At 67.6% G+C, this 15,384-nt stretch carries 21 protein-coding genes; 14 read left to right on the forward strand and 7 right to left on the reverse strand.

The genetic code is table 11. The features are described 5' to 3' along the window. The first annotated feature begins 103 nt into the window (after window positions 1–103). Window positions 104–1,300, forward strand: a complete 1,197-nt coding sequence (locus tag ACP694_RS04365) for a CaiB/BaiF CoA transferase family protein (RefSeq protein WP_426010708.1) — start codon at window positions 104–106, stop codon at window positions 1,298–1,300. Window positions 1,301–1,332: 32 nt separating this feature from the next. Here the strand turns inward: ACP694_RS04365 and ACP694_RS04370 are convergent, their stop codons facing one another. Further along, complete coding sequence (locus ACP694_RS04370) at window positions 1,333–3,249, reverse strand: HWE histidine kinase domain-containing protein (RefSeq protein ID WP_426010710.1); 1,917 nt, start codon at window positions 3,247–3,249, stop codon at window positions 1,333–1,335. A 185-nt stretch (window positions 3,250–3,434) separates the two neighbouring features. Between ACP694_RS04370 and ACP694_RS04375 the strand changes: the two genes are divergently transcribed. The 3 genes from ACP694_RS04375 (at window position 3,435) to ACP694_RS04385 (ending at window position 4,901) form a co-directional block, all read left to right on the forward strand. Beyond that, on the forward strand, window positions 3,435–3,809 hold the full coding sequence (locus ACP694_RS04375; RefSeq protein ID WP_426010711.1) for a hypothetical protein: 375 nt from the start codon (window positions 3,435–3,437) through the stop codon (window positions 3,807–3,809). Beyond that, on the forward strand, window positions 3,806–4,207 hold the full coding sequence (locus ACP694_RS04380) for a hypothetical protein (RefSeq protein ID WP_426010713.1): 402 nt from the start codon (window positions 3,806–3,808) through the stop codon (window positions 4,205–4,207). The genes ACP694_RS04375 and ACP694_RS04380 overlap by 4 nt, the downstream gene beginning before the upstream one ends. 76 nt (window positions 4,208–4,283) lie before the next feature. Continuing rightward, on the forward strand, window positions 4,284–4,901 hold the full coding sequence (locus ACP694_RS04385; protein WP_426010714.1) for a superoxide dismutase: 618 nt from the start codon (window positions 4,284–4,286) through the stop codon (window positions 4,899–4,901). Window positions 4,902–4,915: 14 nt separating this feature from the next. Here ACP694_RS04385 and ACP694_RS04390 read toward each other — a convergent pair whose 3' ends face one another. Together ACP694_RS04390 and ACP694_RS04395 are read right to left on the reverse strand one after the other, a co-directional pair. Further along, a complete protein-coding gene (locus ACP694_RS04390) occupies window positions 4,916–5,767 on the reverse strand; it encodes a metallophosphoesterase family protein (RefSeq protein ID WP_426010716.1) in 852 nt (283 codons plus the stop codon). Next, window positions 5,764–6,612, reverse strand: a complete 849-nt coding sequence (locus ACP694_RS04395) for a diacylglycerol/lipid kinase family protein (RefSeq protein ID WP_426010717.1) — start codon at window positions 6,610–6,612, stop codon at window positions 5,764–5,766. Before ACP694_RS04395 ends, ACP694_RS04390 begins: the two co-directional genes overlap by 4 nt. Before the next feature lie 132 nt (window positions 6,613–6,744). Between ACP694_RS04395 and ACP694_RS04400 the strand changes: the two genes are divergently transcribed. The 4 genes from ACP694_RS04400 (at window position 6,745) to ACP694_RS04415 (ending at window position 8,411) form a co-directional block, all read left to right on the forward strand. Continuing rightward, entirely contained in the window at window positions 6,745–7,086 is a 342-nt protein-coding gene (locus tag ACP694_RS04400) for a YMGG-like glycine zipper-containing protein (RefSeq protein ID WP_426010719.1), read from the forward strand. A gap of 84 nt (window positions 7,087–7,170) precedes the next feature. After that, window positions 7,171–7,635: an OmpA family protein gene (locus ACP694_RS04405; RefSeq protein WP_426010720.1), complete on the forward strand. Its 465-nt coding sequence runs from the start codon at window positions 7,171–7,173 to the stop codon at window positions 7,633–7,635. Window positions 7,636–7,941: 306 nt separating this feature from the next. Continuing rightward, window positions 7,942–8,148 carry a hypothetical protein gene (locus tag ACP694_RS04410; RefSeq protein ID WP_426010722.1) on the forward strand — a complete coding sequence of 69 codons (207 nt, stop codon included), beginning with the start codon at window positions 7,942–7,944 and terminating at the stop codon, window positions 8,146–8,148. An 11-nt stretch (window positions 8,149–8,159) separates the two neighbouring features. After that, a complete protein-coding gene (locus tag ACP694_RS04415) occupies window positions 8,160–8,411 on the forward strand; it encodes a hypothetical protein (RefSeq protein WP_426010723.1) in 252 nt (83 codons plus the stop codon). Between the two features lie 88 nt (window positions 8,412–8,499). Here the strand turns inward: ACP694_RS04415 and ACP694_RS04420 are convergent, their stop codons facing one another. Beyond that, window positions 8,500–9,300 carry a response regulator gene (locus ACP694_RS04420; RefSeq protein WP_426010724.1) on the reverse strand — a complete coding sequence of 267 codons (801 nt, stop codon included), beginning with the start codon at window positions 9,298–9,300 and terminating at the stop codon, window positions 8,500–8,502. Window positions 9,301–9,552: 252 nt separating this feature from the next. Between ACP694_RS04420 and ACP694_RS04425 the strand changes: the two genes are divergently transcribed. The 4 genes from ACP694_RS04425 to ACP694_RS04440 all read left to right on the forward strand — a co-directional run bounded on the left by ACP694_RS04425 (window position 9,553) and on the right by ACP694_RS04440 (window position 12,256). After that, on the forward strand, window positions 9,553–9,738 hold the full coding sequence (locus tag ACP694_RS04425; protein ID WP_012284186.1) for a NepR family anti-sigma factor: 186 nt from the start codon (window positions 9,553–9,555) through the stop codon (window positions 9,736–9,738). A 3-nt stretch (window positions 9,739–9,741) separates the two neighbouring features. After that, complete coding sequence (locus ACP694_RS04430; RefSeq protein WP_426010726.1) at window positions 9,742–10,347, forward strand: sigma-70 family RNA polymerase sigma factor; 606 nt, start codon at window positions 9,742–9,744, stop codon at window positions 10,345–10,347. Next, on the forward strand, window positions 10,344–12,053 hold the full coding sequence (locus tag ACP694_RS04435) for a sensor histidine kinase (RefSeq protein WP_426010728.1): 1,710 nt from the start codon (window positions 10,344–10,346) through the stop codon (window positions 12,051–12,053). The genes ACP694_RS04430 and ACP694_RS04435 overlap by 4 nt, the downstream gene beginning before the upstream one ends. Window positions 12,054–12,121: 68 nt before the next feature. Then, on the forward strand, window positions 12,122–12,256 hold the full coding sequence (locus ACP694_RS04440) for an entericidin A/B family lipoprotein (RefSeq protein WP_426010729.1): 135 nt from the start codon (window positions 12,122–12,124) through the stop codon (window positions 12,254–12,256). A gap of 83 nt (window positions 12,257–12,339) precedes the next feature. Here ACP694_RS04440 and ACP694_RS04445 read toward each other — a convergent pair whose 3' ends face one another. The 3 genes from ACP694_RS04445 to chpT all read right to left on the reverse strand — a co-directional run bounded on the left by ACP694_RS04445 (window position 12,340) and on the right by chpT (window position 14,327). Continuing rightward, window positions 12,340–13,167, reverse strand: coding sequence for a CheR family methyltransferase (locus tag ACP694_RS04445; protein ID WP_426010730.1), 828 nt, complete (start codon window positions 13,165–13,167; stop codon window positions 12,340–12,342). Next, the gene (locus ACP694_RS04450) at window positions 13,164–13,541 is read right to left on the reverse strand and encodes a response regulator (protein ID WP_426010732.1); all 378 of its coding nucleotides are present in this window, start codon (window positions 13,539–13,541) and stop codon (window positions 13,164–13,166) included. The genes ACP694_RS04445 and ACP694_RS04450 overlap by 4 nt, the downstream gene beginning before the upstream one ends. A gap of 84 nt (window positions 13,542–13,625) precedes the next feature. Further along, entirely contained in the window at window positions 13,626–14,327 is a 702-nt protein-coding gene (chpT, locus tag ACP694_RS04455; protein WP_426010734.1) for a histidine phosphotransferase ChpT, read from the reverse strand. A gap of 62 nt (window positions 14,328–14,389) precedes the next feature. On the opposite strand from chpT, the gene ACP694_RS04460 reads away from it, so the two are divergent. Both ACP694_RS04460 and cysQ read left to right on the forward strand, forming a co-directional pair. Continuing rightward, window positions 14,390–14,578, forward strand: a complete 189-nt coding sequence (locus ACP694_RS04460; protein WP_426011292.1) for a DUF3553 domain-containing protein — start codon at window positions 14,390–14,392, stop codon at window positions 14,576–14,578. Next, complete coding sequence (gene cysQ, locus ACP694_RS04465) at window positions 14,578–15,354, forward strand: 3'(2'),5'-bisphosphate nucleotidase CysQ (protein WP_426010736.1); 777 nt, start codon at window positions 14,578–14,580, stop codon at window positions 15,352–15,354. Before ACP694_RS04460 ends, cysQ begins: the two co-directional genes overlap by 1 nt. Window positions 15,355–15,384 lie beyond the last annotated feature (30 nt).

The following is a 15,384-nucleotide window of genomic DNA, read 5'->3' on the forward strand; positions in this document are numbered from 1 at the left end:
GTTTTTCTAGAACGTTGATCGCTCAGGCGCCGCGCCGCGCCGTCGTGGCAATACAACTTCACGTGGCCGTGATGGTTCCGTGATGGTCGAGGGAACGAAGAACATGGCCAAGGCGCCTCTGGACGAGCTTCGGGTGATCGAGATGGGTTCGCTGATCGCTGGGCCGTTCTGCGGCCAGGTGCTGGGCGACTTCGGCGCCGAGGTCATCAAGCTGGAAGACCCGGGCGTCGGCGATCCGATGCGCCAGTGGGGCCGAACCAAGCCCAAGGGTCATTCGCCTTGGTGGCCGGTGATCGGCCGCAACAAAAAGTCCGTGACGCTGGATCTGCGCACGCCCGAAGGCCGCGACGTGGCTCGCGCCCTGATCAATACGGCCGACGTCGTTGTCGAGAACTTCCGCCCCGGCACGCTGGAGAAGTGGGGCATGGGCTATGACGTCCTGGCCAAGACCAATCCTGGCCTGGTGATGGCTCGGGTCTCGGGGTTCGGCCAGACCGGCCCCTATGCGCACCGCGCGGGCTACGCGCTGATCGGCGAGGCCATGGGCGGCCTGCGCCACATCACCGGCGAGCCCGACCGCCCGCCGGCCCGGGCGGGCATCTCGATCGGCGACAGCCTGGCGGGCCTCAACGCGGCGCTGGGCGTGATGCTAGCCATACACGCGCGTCACGCCACGGGCCGAGGCCAGGTGGTGGATGCGGCGATCTATGAAAGCGTGCTGACGGTGATGGAGAACCTGATCACCGAATATGACCTGTCAGGCTATGTCCGCGAGCGGTCCGGCGCCATCCTGCCCGGCATCGCCCCGTCCAACGTCTATCCCACGCGCAGCGGCGAACTGATCCTGATCGGCGCCAACCAGGACAGCCTGTTCAAGCGCCTGTGCGACGCCATGGGCCGGCCGGAGCTGGCGATCGACGCGCGCTATCGCGACCACGCGGCGCGCGGCGCGAACCAGGTCCAGCTCGACGCCACCATCGCCGGCTGGACGGTCGAGCACGACATCGAGACCTTGTTGCCGCTGCTGGAGGAGGCCGGACTGGCGGTTGGCCGGGTCTATCGCGCGCCCGACATGCTGAAGGATCCGCAGTTCATCGCCCGCGAGTCGATCGTCGAGGTGGCCCACCCGGTGTTCGGGACCGTCAAGATGCAGAACGCCTTCCCGAAGCTGTCGGAAACGCCGGGCGGCGTGCGTTGGCCGGGGCCAGGCTTGGGCGAGCATACGGACGCGGTGCTGGCCGAAGTGGCGGGGCTGTCGGTGGAAGCGATCGCGGGGCTGCGGGCGCGGGGAGTGATCTGAAGTCCTCCCCCGCAGGGGCAGGAATTGGGCTTTCACCCCCGTCCCGTCACCGAAGCCAGGGCCCGCGCGATCTGGTGGACATTGTAGGGCTTGCGAACGATCGGGGCGTCGAAGCCCATGGGCGCGGCCTTGTCGGCATAACCGGTGGCGAACACGAAGGGCCGGCCCTCGCGGCGCAGAACCTCGGCGACAGGCGCCACGGACTTGCCGTTCAGGTCGGCGTCGAGCACGGCGGCGTCGAAGGTCAGCTCCAGCATCTGCAGGGCCTCCGACAGCTCGGACGCGCAGCCCACCACCTCGACCCCGGAATCCTCCAGCCCCGCCTCCAGCTCCATGGCCAGCAGCAGCGAATCCTCGACGATCAGCACCTTGAGCCCCGCGATGTCGCCGGCCTTGAAGGTGTCCTCGCCGCTGCGGAAGGTCTCGACGATTCGCTCGGCTTGCGGCGCGACGGGCTCGGGCTCGGGGGTATCGACCAAGGCGTCGGCGGCGGCGTGTATCATGGCCGTGACGCCGCTGCGGCGGTATTCGATGGTCGCGCGGCCCTTCAGCTCGCGGCCGACGACGTCCTCGATCAGGGTCGCGCCGAAGCCCCGGGTGGCGGGCGGCGAGGTCAGGGGGCCGCCCGTCTCCAGCCATTCCAGATTGAAACCGCCGCCCGGCGCGGCGCGCCAGACCACCTCGACCCGGCCGGCCTCGGTCGACAGCGAACCGAACTTGACGGCGTTGACCGCCAGTTCATGCAGGGTCAGCGACAGGGCCGCCGCGGCGCGAGGGGTCAGAAACATCTCCGGACCGTCCCAGCGGGTCTGGTTGGGGGCGAGGCCTCCCAGCTCGGCGGCGGCGATCCGCGCCAGAGTGGCGCCGCGCCAGCGGGCGGCGCTGAGCAGGTCGTGGGCCGAGCTCATCGCCTTTAGCCGGCCGGTGAAGGCCTTGAGGAACCCGTCCAGCGACGAGGCCTTGCGCGCCGACTGGCCGGCCACCGATTGCACGGCCGCCAGCAGGTTCTTGATGCGGTGGTCCAACTCGGTCAGCAGGTTCTCGCGCTGATCGTCTGCGTCGCGGCGGGCGGTGATATCCTGCACCACCCCGATATGGCGGATGGGGGTGTCCTCGCCGTCAAGAACCCGCACCCCGGCGGCGCGGATCCACACCGTGCGGTCGGCGGGCGACACGAACCGCCGGAATTCCACCTCGTAGCGGCCGCCAGCCCTCAACTGCTCTTCGACTCTGGCGCGCGCCGCAGTGCGGTCGTCCGGATGGATGAAGTCGTAAAGCGTCTGGCTGGTCAGGGCGGCCCGATCGCCGACCGGGGTGTCCATGATTCGCGCCATGCGGGGGCTGATCTGCATGACATGGGCGTTCATATCCCATTCGAACTCGCCGAGATTGGCCGCGCCCAGAGCCAGGGCGATCCGCTCGCTGTCGAGCGCGCGCTCGGCGATATTGCGGGCGGTCTCAGCGTCGTGCAGCAGCTCTTCCATGGCCAGGGCCGCCAGCTCGGCCAGGGCCTCGACCAGGCCATTGTCGATCGCGTCGCGAGGTTGGGGATCCTCGACGGTCAGCAGGCCAACCACTTGGCCCGAGGGATCGGTGAGCGGAGCGCAGGCAAAAAACCGGCTGTCGGCGGCGAAGGGACGGATCGTCTGGTCGGGAACTGCGGCGATGTCGCCATGCGCGATGACACCGCAGTCGCGCAGGCGTTCGGTGAGGGTGGCGGGGCGGGCCTCTTCTCCATCCTGGAAGCCGATCCTGGCCTTCAGCCAGACGCGGTCCTTTCCGATCAGGCGGATCGCCGCCTTGGGGGCGTTGAACAGGCGTAAGGCCAGGCGGACGATCCGGTCGAACCGGGGGTCGAAGGGATCGCCGTCGATGGCGCGAAGGGCGTCGAGGGCGCGCAGTCGCTGCGCCTCTTGATCATCTGCCAGCGATCCGCCCGCATCGTCCATGAATCGACCATAGACCGGGTTCGCGTGATGCGCGAGATCGATAAATCTCGTGCCTCGCTGATCGTATGTGGTGAAGCTTCAGCCTTGGCGCTAGAATGGAACTTGTCGCCCTGGCTTTGCGTTTTGCGGGCGCAGCTTTGCCGCTGTCCGCCCCGAAGCCCGAGCCGCGAAACCGGAGACCTCCCATGTCCGACAACAGCCTGAACCCCGCGATCAAGGAGGCCAACAAGGCCTCGTCGAGCGCCGGCGCCGCTCTCGACCACGCCGAACGCAGCTTCGGCGAAGCCGCCGCTGCGGCCAAGAGCCACTTCACCGACACCAAGGCCAACCTGACCGACGCCGCCAAGCGCATCGAGCATTCGCTGACCCAGGGCCTCGAGACCCTGCGCGCCCAGACCCGCACCTATACCGACACCGCCGGCCAACAGGTCGATGAAGCCGGTCGCTATGTCAGCGAGCGGGTTCGCGAGCGTCCGATCACCGCTACCCTGGCCGGCCTCGGCGTCGGCGTCTTGCTGGGCCTTCTGCTGGCCGGAAATCGTAGCGGCCACAACAAGTGATCTTCGAAAAGACCCTGACCACCCTGGCAGCGGCTGCGGCGATCGCCGCAGCCGCTGCTGTGAGCGTCGTGGCCGCCGCCTTCGCCCTGTACGCCGTGATCCAGCCTCACCTGGGCGCGGCGGGCGGGGCCGCGATCGTCGCCGCAGTCGCCGCGCTGGTCGTCGGGATCGCCGGGCTGCTGGCGGCGCGCAAGGCGGAGGTCGGGGTTGGGCTGTCGTCGGCCCCGGCCCCGGACGCGCTGTTCTTCGCCGAGAAGGCGCTGGAGATGGTCAAGGCGCGGCCGATCCTCACGATCGGCGCCGGCTTGGCTGCGGGCTTGATTGCTTTCCGCAACCCCGCCCTGGCGGCGATCGTCGCCAAGGCGCTGTTCGACTCCCAGAAGCCGCTGCCGCGCTAGTCGCCCACGGCTGCCCCCCCTTGGTTTTCCGCGCCCCTCCTCTCATCTCCCGGGGGCGTCTTGCTCTGGAGCGATCATGTTCAAACTCCCCGACCTGCCCTATGCCTATGAAGCCCTGGAACCGACGATCTCGGCAAACACGCTTCATTTCCATCACGACAAGCACCATGCGGCCTATGTGAACGCCTTGAACGGGCTGCTGCTGGAGGGCGACAAGCGTCCTCTGGAAGCGGTCATCCGCGAGGCCGGTCCCGGCAAGGTGTTCAACAACGCCGCCCAGGCCTGGAACCACGCGTTCTTCTGGGACTGCATGAGCGCCGACCAGGCGGCCCCGTCGGCCGAGCTTTCGGCCGCGATCGCCGAGGCGTTTGGCGATCTGTCCGGCCTGAAGGAGAAGTTCGTCGCCGAGGGCGTCGGTCACTTCGGTTCGGGCTGGGTTTGGCTGGCCGTCCAGGCCGGCAAGCTGGTGATCCTCTCGACCCACGACGCCGACGACACCCTGACCAAGAACGGGGTCACCCCGCTGCTGGTCTGCGACGTCTGGGAACACGCCTACTATCTGGACCACCAGAACAACCGTAAAGGCTTCCTGGAAGCCTGGTTCGACGTCCTGCCCAACTGGGCGTTCGCCGATGCGCAGTTCGCGGCGGCCAAGGGCGACGGCGCGGCCTGGACCTATCCCGAACCGGCTTGACCTCAGCCTCTCGACTAAACGTTCAACGGCGCGACCTCGGTCGCGCCGTTTTCGTTTGAACATGGGACGCAGCGGCGCGGGACCGACCAGGTTCGCCAGACCGTGAACTGAGTGCGCTCCCAGGCCAGGGCCGTGATCTTGATGTCGCCGTCGTCGACCTCGATGACATTGAAGCTAGGCGGCACGCCACGTTCGCGCACCGACAGGGTGCCCGAGCCTACCGCCTGGGTGCAGCCGTCCGAGAACGGGTAGGGGTGCACGAAAGGCGCGTGGATGTGGCCCGTCAGCACCAGATCCACCCCAGCGCCGGCGAAGGCCAGGGCGGCCGCCGTACCGCCCCGCACCTTGGCGGTCATCGGCCCGCCCAGCATCTCGATCAGCGGATGATGGCAGACCACGATCTTCAACGCGTCCGGCGCGGCGTCTTTCAAAGCCGCGCAAACCTCGCGGATCTGTCGGCGCGACACCGCGCCCTTCGACCAGTTCAGCCGGAGCTGGAAGGCGCGAGCGGAATTGAGGCTGACCACCGTGACGCGCGGGTCGTCCCAGTCTCCGTTCATCCGCTCGCCGAACCGCTGCTCATAGCGTCGCCACGGCGCGAAGATGCGGTTGAGAATCTCGCGGGGGCCGACGAACGGGGTGTCGTGATTGCCTGGCGTCACCAGCTGCGGGCGAGGCAGCCGGTCCAGCCAGGCCTTGGCGGCGTCGAACTCAGTGGTCTTCCCATCCTTGGTCAGGTCGCCGGCGGCGATCACCAGGTCGGGCCGCTCGGCATGGATGCGTTCGACCGCCGCCTCGACGGCGTCCTTGTGTTCGCCGCCGAAATGGATGTCGGAGACTTGGACCAGTTTCAGCCTTTGGCTCATGCGGCGGGCACCAGGGCGCGGAAGGCTTTTGGGCGGAAGCGAATGCTGACCGTATCGTCCAGCCGGACCGGCTCGCCGTCCAGGATAGCGGGAATCCGCCCGCCGGCCCAGACCTTGCCGACCCGGCAGCGGCCGACGATCACCGACGGATCGTTGCGCCAGTTGCCGGTCACGGTGCTGACGCCGAGCCGGAAGATGTCCAGGGCGTTCGACGGATCGACGGCCGCAGCCTCAAGCGCCTGCTCGTCGGCGTGCAGGTCGGCCGAGACCAGGGGGCACATCAGGCTCAGCGCCTCGGTCTTGCCCTTGGGGCGGCCGTCGAGGACGTAGCGCAGGCGGGTGGAGAAGGCCTGTCGCAGCGCCCGCCGGGCCCGCATCAGCGCCAGGTCGGCGCGCCCGGCCCGGGCGGCCTCGCGGGCGGTGGCCCACAGGGCCGGACTACCCAATATGGCGGCGACGAAGAACAGTCGGCCACTGACTTCGCCGCCGGAAATCATCTTGGCCTCGCCGTTCTTCAAGCAGGCGGCCATGGCCTCGGGCCAGGAAATCGCGCCGTATAGCGCGTGGGGCAGCATGTTCATCGTGCCGCCCGGCAAGGGCGCGATCATCGGGCCGTCGGGACCCGACATCTCGGCCGCCGCGCGGGCCGTGCCATCGCCGGCCACGATCAGGATAGCGTCGGGGCGACGCTCGATGGCCGCGCGGATGCAGGCGGTTAGCTCCCGTTCGGTCGGCGCATGCACCTGACCCTCCACGCCATGTTCGGCGAGGATGGCTTCCGCCTGGGCCGGCGCGTCCTTGCCCACCGAGCCCGAGGCGGTATTGACGATCACTTCAACGCGCATGCGAAACATCCAAAAGCGCCAACGCGCGGAAACATTGACTTGGCAAACGGCGCAGCTTTGCGAGGGTTCCCGGAACCGTTGGCCTCGCCCCGCCGTTTGCCTCTCGGGACAAGCTCGAACGGGAGAGCCACAATGAAGAAGACCTTGATCGCCTTGCTGGGCGTCGGTGTGCTGGCCAGCGGCTGCACCGCGACCGGCAACACCGAACGCAACGCCGCCGGGGGCGCCGCTCTGGGCGCTCTCGCCGGCGCGGTCATCGGCAACAATGTCGGCGGCGGCAGCGCCAGCACCGGCGCCGCCATCGGCGCCGCCATCGGCGGCACCGCAGGCGCCGTCAAGGGCTGTCGCGAGGACGGCGGCTGCGGTTCGACCAACGCCAATCGCCGTCAGTACTATGACGAGCGGGCCGGACGGTACTACTACTACGACTCGCGTAGCGGTCGTTACTACTGGGAAGACGGCAGCCCCCGTTAAGTCGGGGTCGCCTGAAAGACCTGGAAAGGGCGGTCGGCATGCGCCGGCCGCCTTTTGCGTGGCCGCAGCACGAGAGGGCAAGCGATGAGAAGAGTCGAACTGACGGCGATTGGTGTTGTCGTCGCCGCCGGGCTAGCCGCGGGTTGCGCCAGCAATTCCGGACCCAAGTCGCGATCCGATATCGTGATGACGCCGCCGGCCTGCGAAGACTTCGCGGTGGAGATCTATTTTGAGAGCCAGTCCAGCGCCCTGACTAGCGAAGCGCGCTCCGTGCTCAAGAACGCTGGCGCGATGGCCAAGGGCTGCCAGGTGAACTCCGTCCGCGTGCTGGGGCTGGCTGACGCCGTGGGGGCCGCAGACGCCAACCTGGCGCTCTCCAAGACGCGGGCGAGCGTGGTCACCGGCGCCTTGGCGAAGGTCGGGTTCCGCAATGTGGAGATCGACGTCGCCGCTGCTGGCGATAGCGGCTCCCTGACAGGCTCGGGCGAGTCCCGTCCTCTGCGTCGCCGCGCCGACGTCAAGATCGATTTGAACGGACCGCGGGGCTGATCACGCCTCGCCGCGCTTACGCCAAAGCAAAGGGCGGATCCGCAAGGGTCCGCCTTAAGGCCTTGGAAGTGTGGGGTGCGGAGGCGACAGGCTAACTTGCGCTAGCCTCAAGTCGGGGGGGCGTCGCCGCCTCCGCAGATTGAAAACGTGAACGAGAAGGGGCGGTTCCCGCCCGATGAATATTTTCTCGCCTATTCCGCGATTTTTCTTGAGGCCATCACTCGGCCACTGCCGCAGGGAACAGCGGCGAAAGCCAGACGTTGATTTCCCGAAGGCGATACGGCCTCGAAGCTGGGGAGTTACGTCGTGATCCGCACCTACCAAGCCGAGCATGGCGGACTGGTTTTCGACCAGGCGCCGACGCGTCGGCAAAAGACCGTCCGCAACCGCATGACCGCCTTGACGGTGATCGTCGTTATCGCGGCGTCGGCCGGCGTGCTCCAGCATTTCAACAACCCCGCACACGGCGGTTCGGCCGAGCTCAGCTCGGGCGGATATTCCGCCGCGCGATAAGGAAGCCTGCCATGCCCGCCGATCTCGACCGTTCCGGTCCCGTCCTTAACGAAACCCGCGCCCGTCAAGGTCGCCGCGGCAAGCACGTGTTCTGGGTGCTGATCATCTCGACCGTCTTGGCTGCTATTGGCTTGTTCGGGGCCTGGGCCATGCGCTCTGGCGACCTGGCCAGCGTCGAGCACAACAACGGCGCCAAGACCACGCAGGAAGCCGGACGTTATTCCACCCCCCAGACACCGGTGAAGCAAACGCCGGCTGGCTAAGCGCTTTGCATTTGCGTCACGAGCGACACGCATACGAAAAAGGCCCCGGCGACGAACCGGGGCTTTCCTCGTTTTCAGGCCTGAAAGATCAGGCCGCCTTCTGGGTCCGGCGCGGATGGAAGAACAGCGCTTGGCCGATCGCCGCCTTCACCGTTTCCGGCTGGAAGGGCTTGGTGATCAGGAAGGTCGGCTCCGGACGCTCACCGGTCAGCAGGCGCTCGGGGAAGGCGGTGATGAAGATCACCGGCACGTCGAGACGCGCCAGAATATCCTTGACCGCATCGATGCCCGACGAACCATCGGCCAACTGAATGTCGGCCAGCACCAGGCCCGGGGTGCGGCGGTTGACGGCCTCGACCGCTTCACCGCGGGTGGCGGCGATGTCGATGACGTCGTGGCCAAGCTCACGCACCAAGGCCTCGATATCGGCCGCGATCACCGGTTCGTCCTCGATGATGAGGACGTCAGTGGCCAGTTCGGCGTCGATCTCTTGCTGCGCTTCAGAAATCAGGCGCTCGACCTCGGCGAAATCGCAGTCGAGGATCTGCGAGGCCTCGGTCGGGGTGAAGCCCTCCAGCGCCGTCAGCAGAAACGCCTGCCGCGAACGCGGAGCGATCCGCATCAGCCGCTGCGAGGCGTCGTCACCATGACCAACGACGTCGTCGCGCCGCGCTTCGAGCTGCGCGCCGGAGGACAGCCAAATGGCATGGAACACGCGATACAAGGCGACGCGCGGCGACAGATTGGCGTCCAACGACCTTTCACCGGCCGCCAGAGCCTCGAGCGCAACGCGCACATAATGATCGCCAGTGGTCTGGTCGCCAGTCAGCGCGCGAGCGTAGCGACGAACATAAGGCAAGTGCGGCGCTAGCCGGGCAAGAAGACTCATGACCCCTCCCGTTTGAGTGTCTTGGGAACAAAAAAACGACCGTCGCGGCAAAGCTGCGCCGTTCGCCATCGAGCACTAAACGCGGCGCGCCCTGCGCGGTTCCATTTCGCGGCGCGTCGGGGTTCCTCGAGCGGACTAGTTTTGCCACCATATGCTCAAGCTTGCGGAACCTCATACGGAATTCGACGTTGTCATCCTGCGGACACTCATTCGGCCAGGGGGCGGGCGTCGCGTTTTATCGGCGTCGAGGACATGATTGAACACGTACCCATGGAAGATCATCGCAAGGGGGCCGCCGCCCTCGATGAAGCCCGGCTCCGTCAGCAGGCTATCGGCGTCAAGCTTCGTCAGATGTTCGACGAGGTCGTGAACGAGCCTGTACCCGACGAATTCCTCGACATCCTTCGCAAGGCAGAAAAGCCTTCGGGAGAGCGTTGAACCATGACGGAAGCGCAAGTCGGCCGGTCGCCCTTCGACCCGGTCCGTGACGTGGCCTTCAAGAAGGAACTTGTCACGCTCATCCCGCATCTTCGCGCCTTCGCTCGTACTTTGACCGGCGACCCCACCGCGGCCGATGATCTGGCGCAAGACGCCATGATGAAGGCGTGGGACGCTCGGGCCAGCTTCCAGCTGGGCACCAACATGAAGGCCTGGACCTTTATGATCCTGCGCAACCAGTTCTATTCTGAGAAGCGTCGCTCCTGGCGCCAGAGCCAGCTTGATCAAGAGGCCGCCGAGCGCACCCTCGTGGCGGTTGATGATCCCGAGGCCCCGGTTGCGTTGGACGAGCTGCGGCTCAGCCTGGCCATGCTGCCGCCAGAACAGCGCGAAGCGCTGATCCTGGTGGGCGCGGGCGGGTTCGCCTACGAGGAAGCGGCCGAGATCTGCGGCTGCGCGGTCGGTACGGTGAAGAGCCGCGTCAGCCGGGCCCGGCGCGCCCTGCAGGCCATTCTGGAAGCGGGCGCCTATGACCGCGACGGTGGCGCCGCCGGCGACGCCATGTACGCCATCCTGGCCGACGCGGAGAGACTGAGCACCCTGCGGTGAAGTCTTCTCTCGGGCGCGGTTCCGACGTCGTCGGCTCCATTCGGGTCCGGTTGGCCGGCGCGCTGTTCATCGCGCTCCTCCCCGTCCTCGTTCTGGGTGTTCTTCAGTCGGTCTTCGCCTTCAAGGCGGAGGCAGATTCTCGACGTCAAAGTCTCGAACTGGCGGCAGGGCGCAGCGCGGCGATCGCCCGCGCTCGCATTGAGGCGGCCGGCGTTCTGCTGCAGACGCTTGGTCCGGGTTCGGTTGGGCTATCCTGCGCCCAGCGCCTCGACACGGTGAAGAGCCACCTTCCGGGCTATGCCAATCTGATCCGCTTCGACGCCTATGGCCGGGTGTCTTGCGCCGCCGCGACCACCCCCCCCGACGCCGCGCGTTCGGGTCGGTCCTGGTTTCAGAACCTGGCGGCCGGCTCGCACATGGTCGTGGCCAGCGTGCCGGGGGTGTCCTATGCAGACGAGCCTTCGGTGCTGACCGCTGTGCGGGCCGAGGACGCCAATGGAAAGTTCGGCGGCGCCATGGCCGCCATCCTCACCCTGTCCAGTCTGAAGCCGGAGACCGCCAATCGCTATCTGCCTGGCGGCGCCGAGGTGGCCCTGGCCGATTCCGAGGGCCACGTGTTCGCCGCCACCGATCCTCGGGCGTTCAGCGCGCCGCCCCAGGCCTGGCGCGACCGCGCCGCCAAAACCGGCTCGGCCCTATGGTCGGGCTTCGACGCGGATCATGGCCATCGCGACTTCTCCGCCGCGCCCCTAGTCGGCGAGCAGGTGTTCGTCATCCTGTCGGCCAAGGCCCCCGGCTTGGCTTCCTGGGCCTGGCTGAATCCAGCGTTGCGCCTGCTGGCCCCGCTGCTGGCTTTCGTCCTCGCCCTGGCGGCGGTGCTCTACGCCACCGAGCAGGCGGTGATCCGCTGGATCGTCTATCTGCGCCGGGTGGCGGCCATCTATGCCCGGGGTCGCTTCACCGTCCGGCCGCTGCAGGCCGAGCGGGCGCCGCCGGAGATCCGCGAACTGGCCGCCACGCTCGACGACATGGCCGCCGCCATCGTCGCTCGCGACGCGTCCCTCCGCGACAGCCTGGGCGAGAAGGACGCCCTGATGCGCGAGATCCATCACCGGGTGAAGAACAACCTGCAGATCATCTCCTCGCTGCTCAACATGCAGCAGCGGGCGCTGACCGACCCAGCCGCCCGCACCGCCCTCAACGACACCCGCCAGCGGATCACCGCCCTGGCCCAGATCTACCGCGCGCTCTACCAGGGCCCCGACCTCAAGCGGGTGGACCTGCGACCGTTCCTCGAGGAATTGACCGCCTTGCTGCTGGCCGGCGACTCGATGGGTAGCGGGCCGATCCGCACCGAGGTGCATGCCGACCCGCTGGTCATCGATCCAGACCGGCTTGCGCCCCTGGCCCTGTTCGCGGTCGAGGCCATCACCAACGCCCAGAAGCACGCCCTGGGCGAGCGGGGCGGGACGCTGACCGTCGATTTCTTCGTGCGCGGCGAAGAGGCTGAACTGGCGATCGGCGACGACGGTCCCGGCGCGCCCAAGGGTCCGGTCGAAGGCGTTGGGCGGACCCTGATGACCGCCTTCGCTCGGCAGCTGCGCGGGAAACTTCTGTTCGAGGCCTCGCCAGCTGGCGGCCTGCTGGTGCGACTGATTTTCCCGACGCCGCAAGCGCCGCCGGTCGAGAGCGTAGGCGGAACCTAGCGGCGCCGCAGACGTTCTGCAGGGGCAACACTTTCAGACGCCCGTCGGGCGACCATCGGAGAACTTCCATGCGCAAGCTCATCATCCTGGCCGCCATCGCCGCCAGCCTGTCCGTCGCCGCCTGCAACACCGTCGAAGGCGCCGGCAAGGATGTCTCGTCGGCCGGCCACGCCGTCAGCGACACCGCCAAGGACGCCAAGTAAGCATCTAGCTGCGGACTAAAGATTGAGCCCGCCGGTCAGTCGACCGGCGGGCTTTTTCGCGGGTGGGCCGGGGCCTGAGGCGCCTAGGCGGCTGCGCGGAAGTTGGGGTCGCGGGTGAACAGGCCGGGATGATCGGCGACCGGCAGTACGGCCCCGGTGACCTCGGTGAGGCTCTCACCCTCGCCCATCAGCAGCACGCCGTCGTCCTCGAGGCGCGCGGCCAGGCTCTCGATAACCCGGGCGTGGACGCCGGGATCGAGCCCCGGCAGCACATTGCGCAGCAGGATGGCGTCGAACTTGCCCAGAGGCGATAGGTCGGCCATCAGATTGATCCGCCGCCAGCGCACCGCCTGGCGGATACGCGGGCTGATCGCCCACATTTCATCGGCGTTCTCGAAATGCTTGACCAGCAGCCGGATCGGCAGGCCGCGCTGCACCTCGAACTGGGTGTAGAGCCCGCTCTGGGCCTTCTCCAGGCAGCGGTCGGAAAGGTCCGACCCGAAGAATTCAAAGCGCGCGCCCGGCTCGACGCCGCGCGCGTCCGCTGCGGTCATGGCCAGGGAATAGACTTCCTGGCCGGTCGAGCAGGCGGCGCTCCAGATTCGGATTGGGCGATCGCGAGTCTGGCGCGATAGGGCCGGCAACAGCGTATCGCGCAGATGGGCGAAGGTCTCGCGGTCGCGGAAGAAGGCGGTTTCGTTGAGGGTCAGGGCCTCGACCACGGCCCAGATCAACCGGTCCTCGCGATGGGCGCGCAGGGCGGCGATCATCGCTTCAATCGACTCGAAGCCTTCACGCCGGGCCAGCGGCCCGAGACGGCTTTCAACGAGGTAGGTTTTGTCACTCTCGATCCGCAGACCGGCGCGCTGGCGGGCCAGGGCGGCCAGAAGCTCCATGTCCTCGGGAATCACAGCAGGCCCGCCTCGGCGAATTTCGCCGTGATGATGTCGCCGTCGAACGGCTTCATGATGTATTCATTGGCGCCGCAGTCCAACGCCTGGCGGATGCGCTCGATGCTGTTCTCGACGGTGCAGAACACCACGACCGGAGCGTCGCCGCCCGGCTCCTGGCGCAGATGGCGCAGGAATTCGATCCCGTTCATCACCGGCATGTTCCAGTCCAACAGAACAGCGTCAGGCATGGCCGCCCGGCACCAGGCCAGGGCCTCCACGCCATCGGCGGCCTCGGCGATCTCGAAGCCGATGTCCTCCAAGACGCGCCGGGCGACTTTTCGGATCACCCGACTGTCATCGACGACGAGGCAGGTCTTCACGGCATGCTCCAATTCAAGACCCCCAGATTGGCGCGGCGGGGGTTAAGGAGCAGTGACGTTGCGGACGATGTCCGGTCTTAATCGTCGCGAAGGGGCCTAAGCGGGAACCCACGCGGCCAGGCTGACCCGGTCTTCAGCCAATTCGACCCCGACCTGGCCGCCGGCGGCGCGCACCAAGGCGTGAAGATAAGCCGCCTGCACCCAGGGGCCGCCCAGCCCCTCGGCGAGGGCCTCGCCCTTCAGTCCGGCCAAGACCTCCGGGCGAAGCCGGGCGCGGGGGCCCAGCGCGTCGGCGGTGATGGCCACACGGCCGTCCAGGACCACGGCCTTTAGCGTCGCCACCCCGCCAGCGGGCAGGGCGCTAGCCGCGAGTTGGGCGATGTTGAGAATGGCCCGCGCACTGGCCTTGTTCAGCACAGTGGCCGGTATGTCCCACACCATGGTCGGGCGGACATGAGCGAACACACCCTGCGACAACTTTTCCAGCTCACGGGAGTCGAAGTTCTCCGCCGAGGCAGACGCGCCGAACGCGACGCGCGTGAACTGGAGCAGGTCGGCCAGCTTGCGGGCGCTGGAGGCGATCAGGCTCATGGCGTCCTCGCGCATGTCCTGGGCCGACGGGTCCTCCAGCAGGTCCAGGCCCGAGACGATGGCGCTGGCCGGACTGATGAAGTCGTGACAGAGCCGCGCGGCGACCATCGCGGCGAAGTCGGGGCCCCCTATGTCGAGCTTGGGGACGTTCAATTCCGGAGCGGGAGCGTCGGTCAGGGCGGGCGAGGGGGCGTCGGCTTCGGTCATGACGCGATCTTTGGCGTGATTTGTGGCTTTGGCAAACGGGACCGGTCGCCTATCAGGGGCGGGTGATGGATCCGTTTCTCGAGCCCGGCGTCCTCGTGCGCCATCCCGACCAGCCCGACTGGGGGCTGGGCCAGGTGCAATCGGTGATCGGCCATCGCGTGACCGTCAATTTCGAGGACGCCGGCAAGCAGACGGTGGACGCGACGCGCGTCAGCCTGGTCTTCGTCGGCGACGACCCCAGAGGGACCTAATGAGCACTCAAGATTTGGCCGACATGGGCCGATATCTGGCGACCATCGTCGAGGCGGCCGCCGAGGTCATCCTGCCGTTCTGGCGCACCGATCTGGACGTGGTCCGCAAGGCCGATGAAAGCCCGGTCACCGAGGCGGACCGGGCTGGCGAGCGGCTGATCCTGACCCTGCTGGCCGAACGCTTTCCCGATATCCCGGCGATCTCCGAGGAGCACGCCAGCGAGTTCGGCGCGCCCGACGTCATTGGCCCGCGCTTCTTCCTGGTCGATCCGGTGGACGGCACCAAGGCCTTCGTGCGCGGCGATCCCAATTTCACGGTCAATATCGGCCTGATCGACAACGGGGTTCCCGTGGCCGGCGCGATCTGCGCGCCCGCCACGGGCGAGATTTGGTTCACGACCGCCGACGGCGTGATCAAGCGCGACGGACCGGGCGCTGCCGAGGTCGCCGTGCGCGCCCGCCCTTGGCTGAAAGGCCAGGCCCTGGCCCTGGTCAGCCACACCATGAGCGAAGAGCGCGCGACCGAACTTGCGGCCGAATACGGCTTTGATCTGCGCGCGCCGATGGACAGTTCGATCAAATTGGTCCGCATCGCCGAGGGCGCGGCCGACCTCTATCCGCGCCACGGCCCGACCATGGAATGGGACACCGCCGCCGGCCACGCCATCCTGCTCGCAGCCGGAGGTCGCTTCACCGCGCCGGACGGCGGGCCGTTTGTCTATGGCAAGGCCGACAAGGGCTTCCGCAACGGCTGGTTCGTGGCGCGGGGGGCTTAGGGTCAAGTCCTGCCCTTGTGGGGGAGGCGA

The organism is Caulobacter sp. DWR2-3-1b2 (assembly GCF_049896345.1).
Taxonomy (GTDB): Bacteria; Pseudomonadota; Alphaproteobacteria; order Caulobacterales; family Caulobacteraceae; genus Caulobacter.

Excerpts from the sequence above, each read along its gene's own strand:
- ACP694_RS04375 (WP_426010711.1), top strand. The coding sequence starts at position 3,435 with ATGTCCGACAACAGCCTGAACCCCGCGATCAAGGAGGCCAACAAGGCC.
- ACP694_RS04405 (WP_426010720.1), top strand. The coding sequence starts at position 7,171 with ATGAGAAGAGTCGAACTGACGGCGATTGGTGTTGTCGTCGCCGCCGGG.
- ACP694_RS04415 (WP_426010723.1), top strand. The coding sequence starts at position 8,160 with ATGCCCGCCGATCTCGACCGTTCCGGTCCCGTCCTTAACGAAACCCGC.
- cysQ (WP_426010736.1), top strand. The coding sequence starts at position 14,578 with ATGAGCACTCAAGATTTGGCCGACATGGGCCGATATCTGGCGACCATC.
- ACP694_RS04425 (WP_012284186.1), top strand. The coding sequence starts at position 9,553 with ATGATTGAACACGTACCCATGGAAGATCATCGCAAGGGGGCCGCCGCC.
- ACP694_RS04365 (WP_426010708.1), top strand. The coding sequence starts at position 104 with ATGGCCAAGGCGCCTCTGGACGAGCTTCGGGTGATCGAGATGGGTTCG.
- ACP694_RS04390 (WP_426010716.1), bottom strand. The coding sequence starts at position 5,767 with ATGAGCCAAAGGCTGAAACTGGTCCAAGTCTCCGACATCCATTTCGGC.
- ACP694_RS04395 (WP_426010717.1), bottom strand. The coding sequence starts at position 6,612 with ATGCGCGTTGAAGTGATCGTCAATACCGCCTCGGGCTCGGTGGGCAAG.
- ACP694_RS04370 (WP_426010710.1), bottom strand. The coding sequence starts at position 3,249 with ATGGACGATGCGGGCGGATCGCTGGCAGATGATCAAGAGGCGCAGCGA.
- ACP694_RS04400 (WP_426010719.1), top strand. The coding sequence starts at position 6,745 with ATGAAGAAGACCTTGATCGCCTTGCTGGGCGTCGGTGTGCTGGCCAGC.
- chpT (WP_426010734.1), bottom strand. The coding sequence starts at position 14,327 with ATGACCGAAGCCGACGCCCCCTCGCCCGCCCTGACCGACGCTCCCGCT.
- ACP694_RS04420 (WP_426010724.1), bottom strand. The coding sequence starts at position 9,300 with ATGAGTCTTCTTGCCCGGCTAGCGCCGCACTTGCCTTATGTTCGTCGC.
- ACP694_RS04385 (WP_426010714.1), top strand. The coding sequence starts at position 4,284 with ATGTTCAAACTCCCCGACCTGCCCTATGCCTATGAAGCCCTGGAACCG.
- ACP694_RS04440 (WP_426010729.1), top strand. The coding sequence starts at position 12,122 with ATGCGCAAGCTCATCATCCTGGCCGCCATCGCCGCCAGCCTGTCCGTC.
- ACP694_RS04430 (WP_426010726.1), top strand. The coding sequence starts at position 9,742 with ATGACGGAAGCGCAAGTCGGCCGGTCGCCCTTCGACCCGGTCCGTGAC.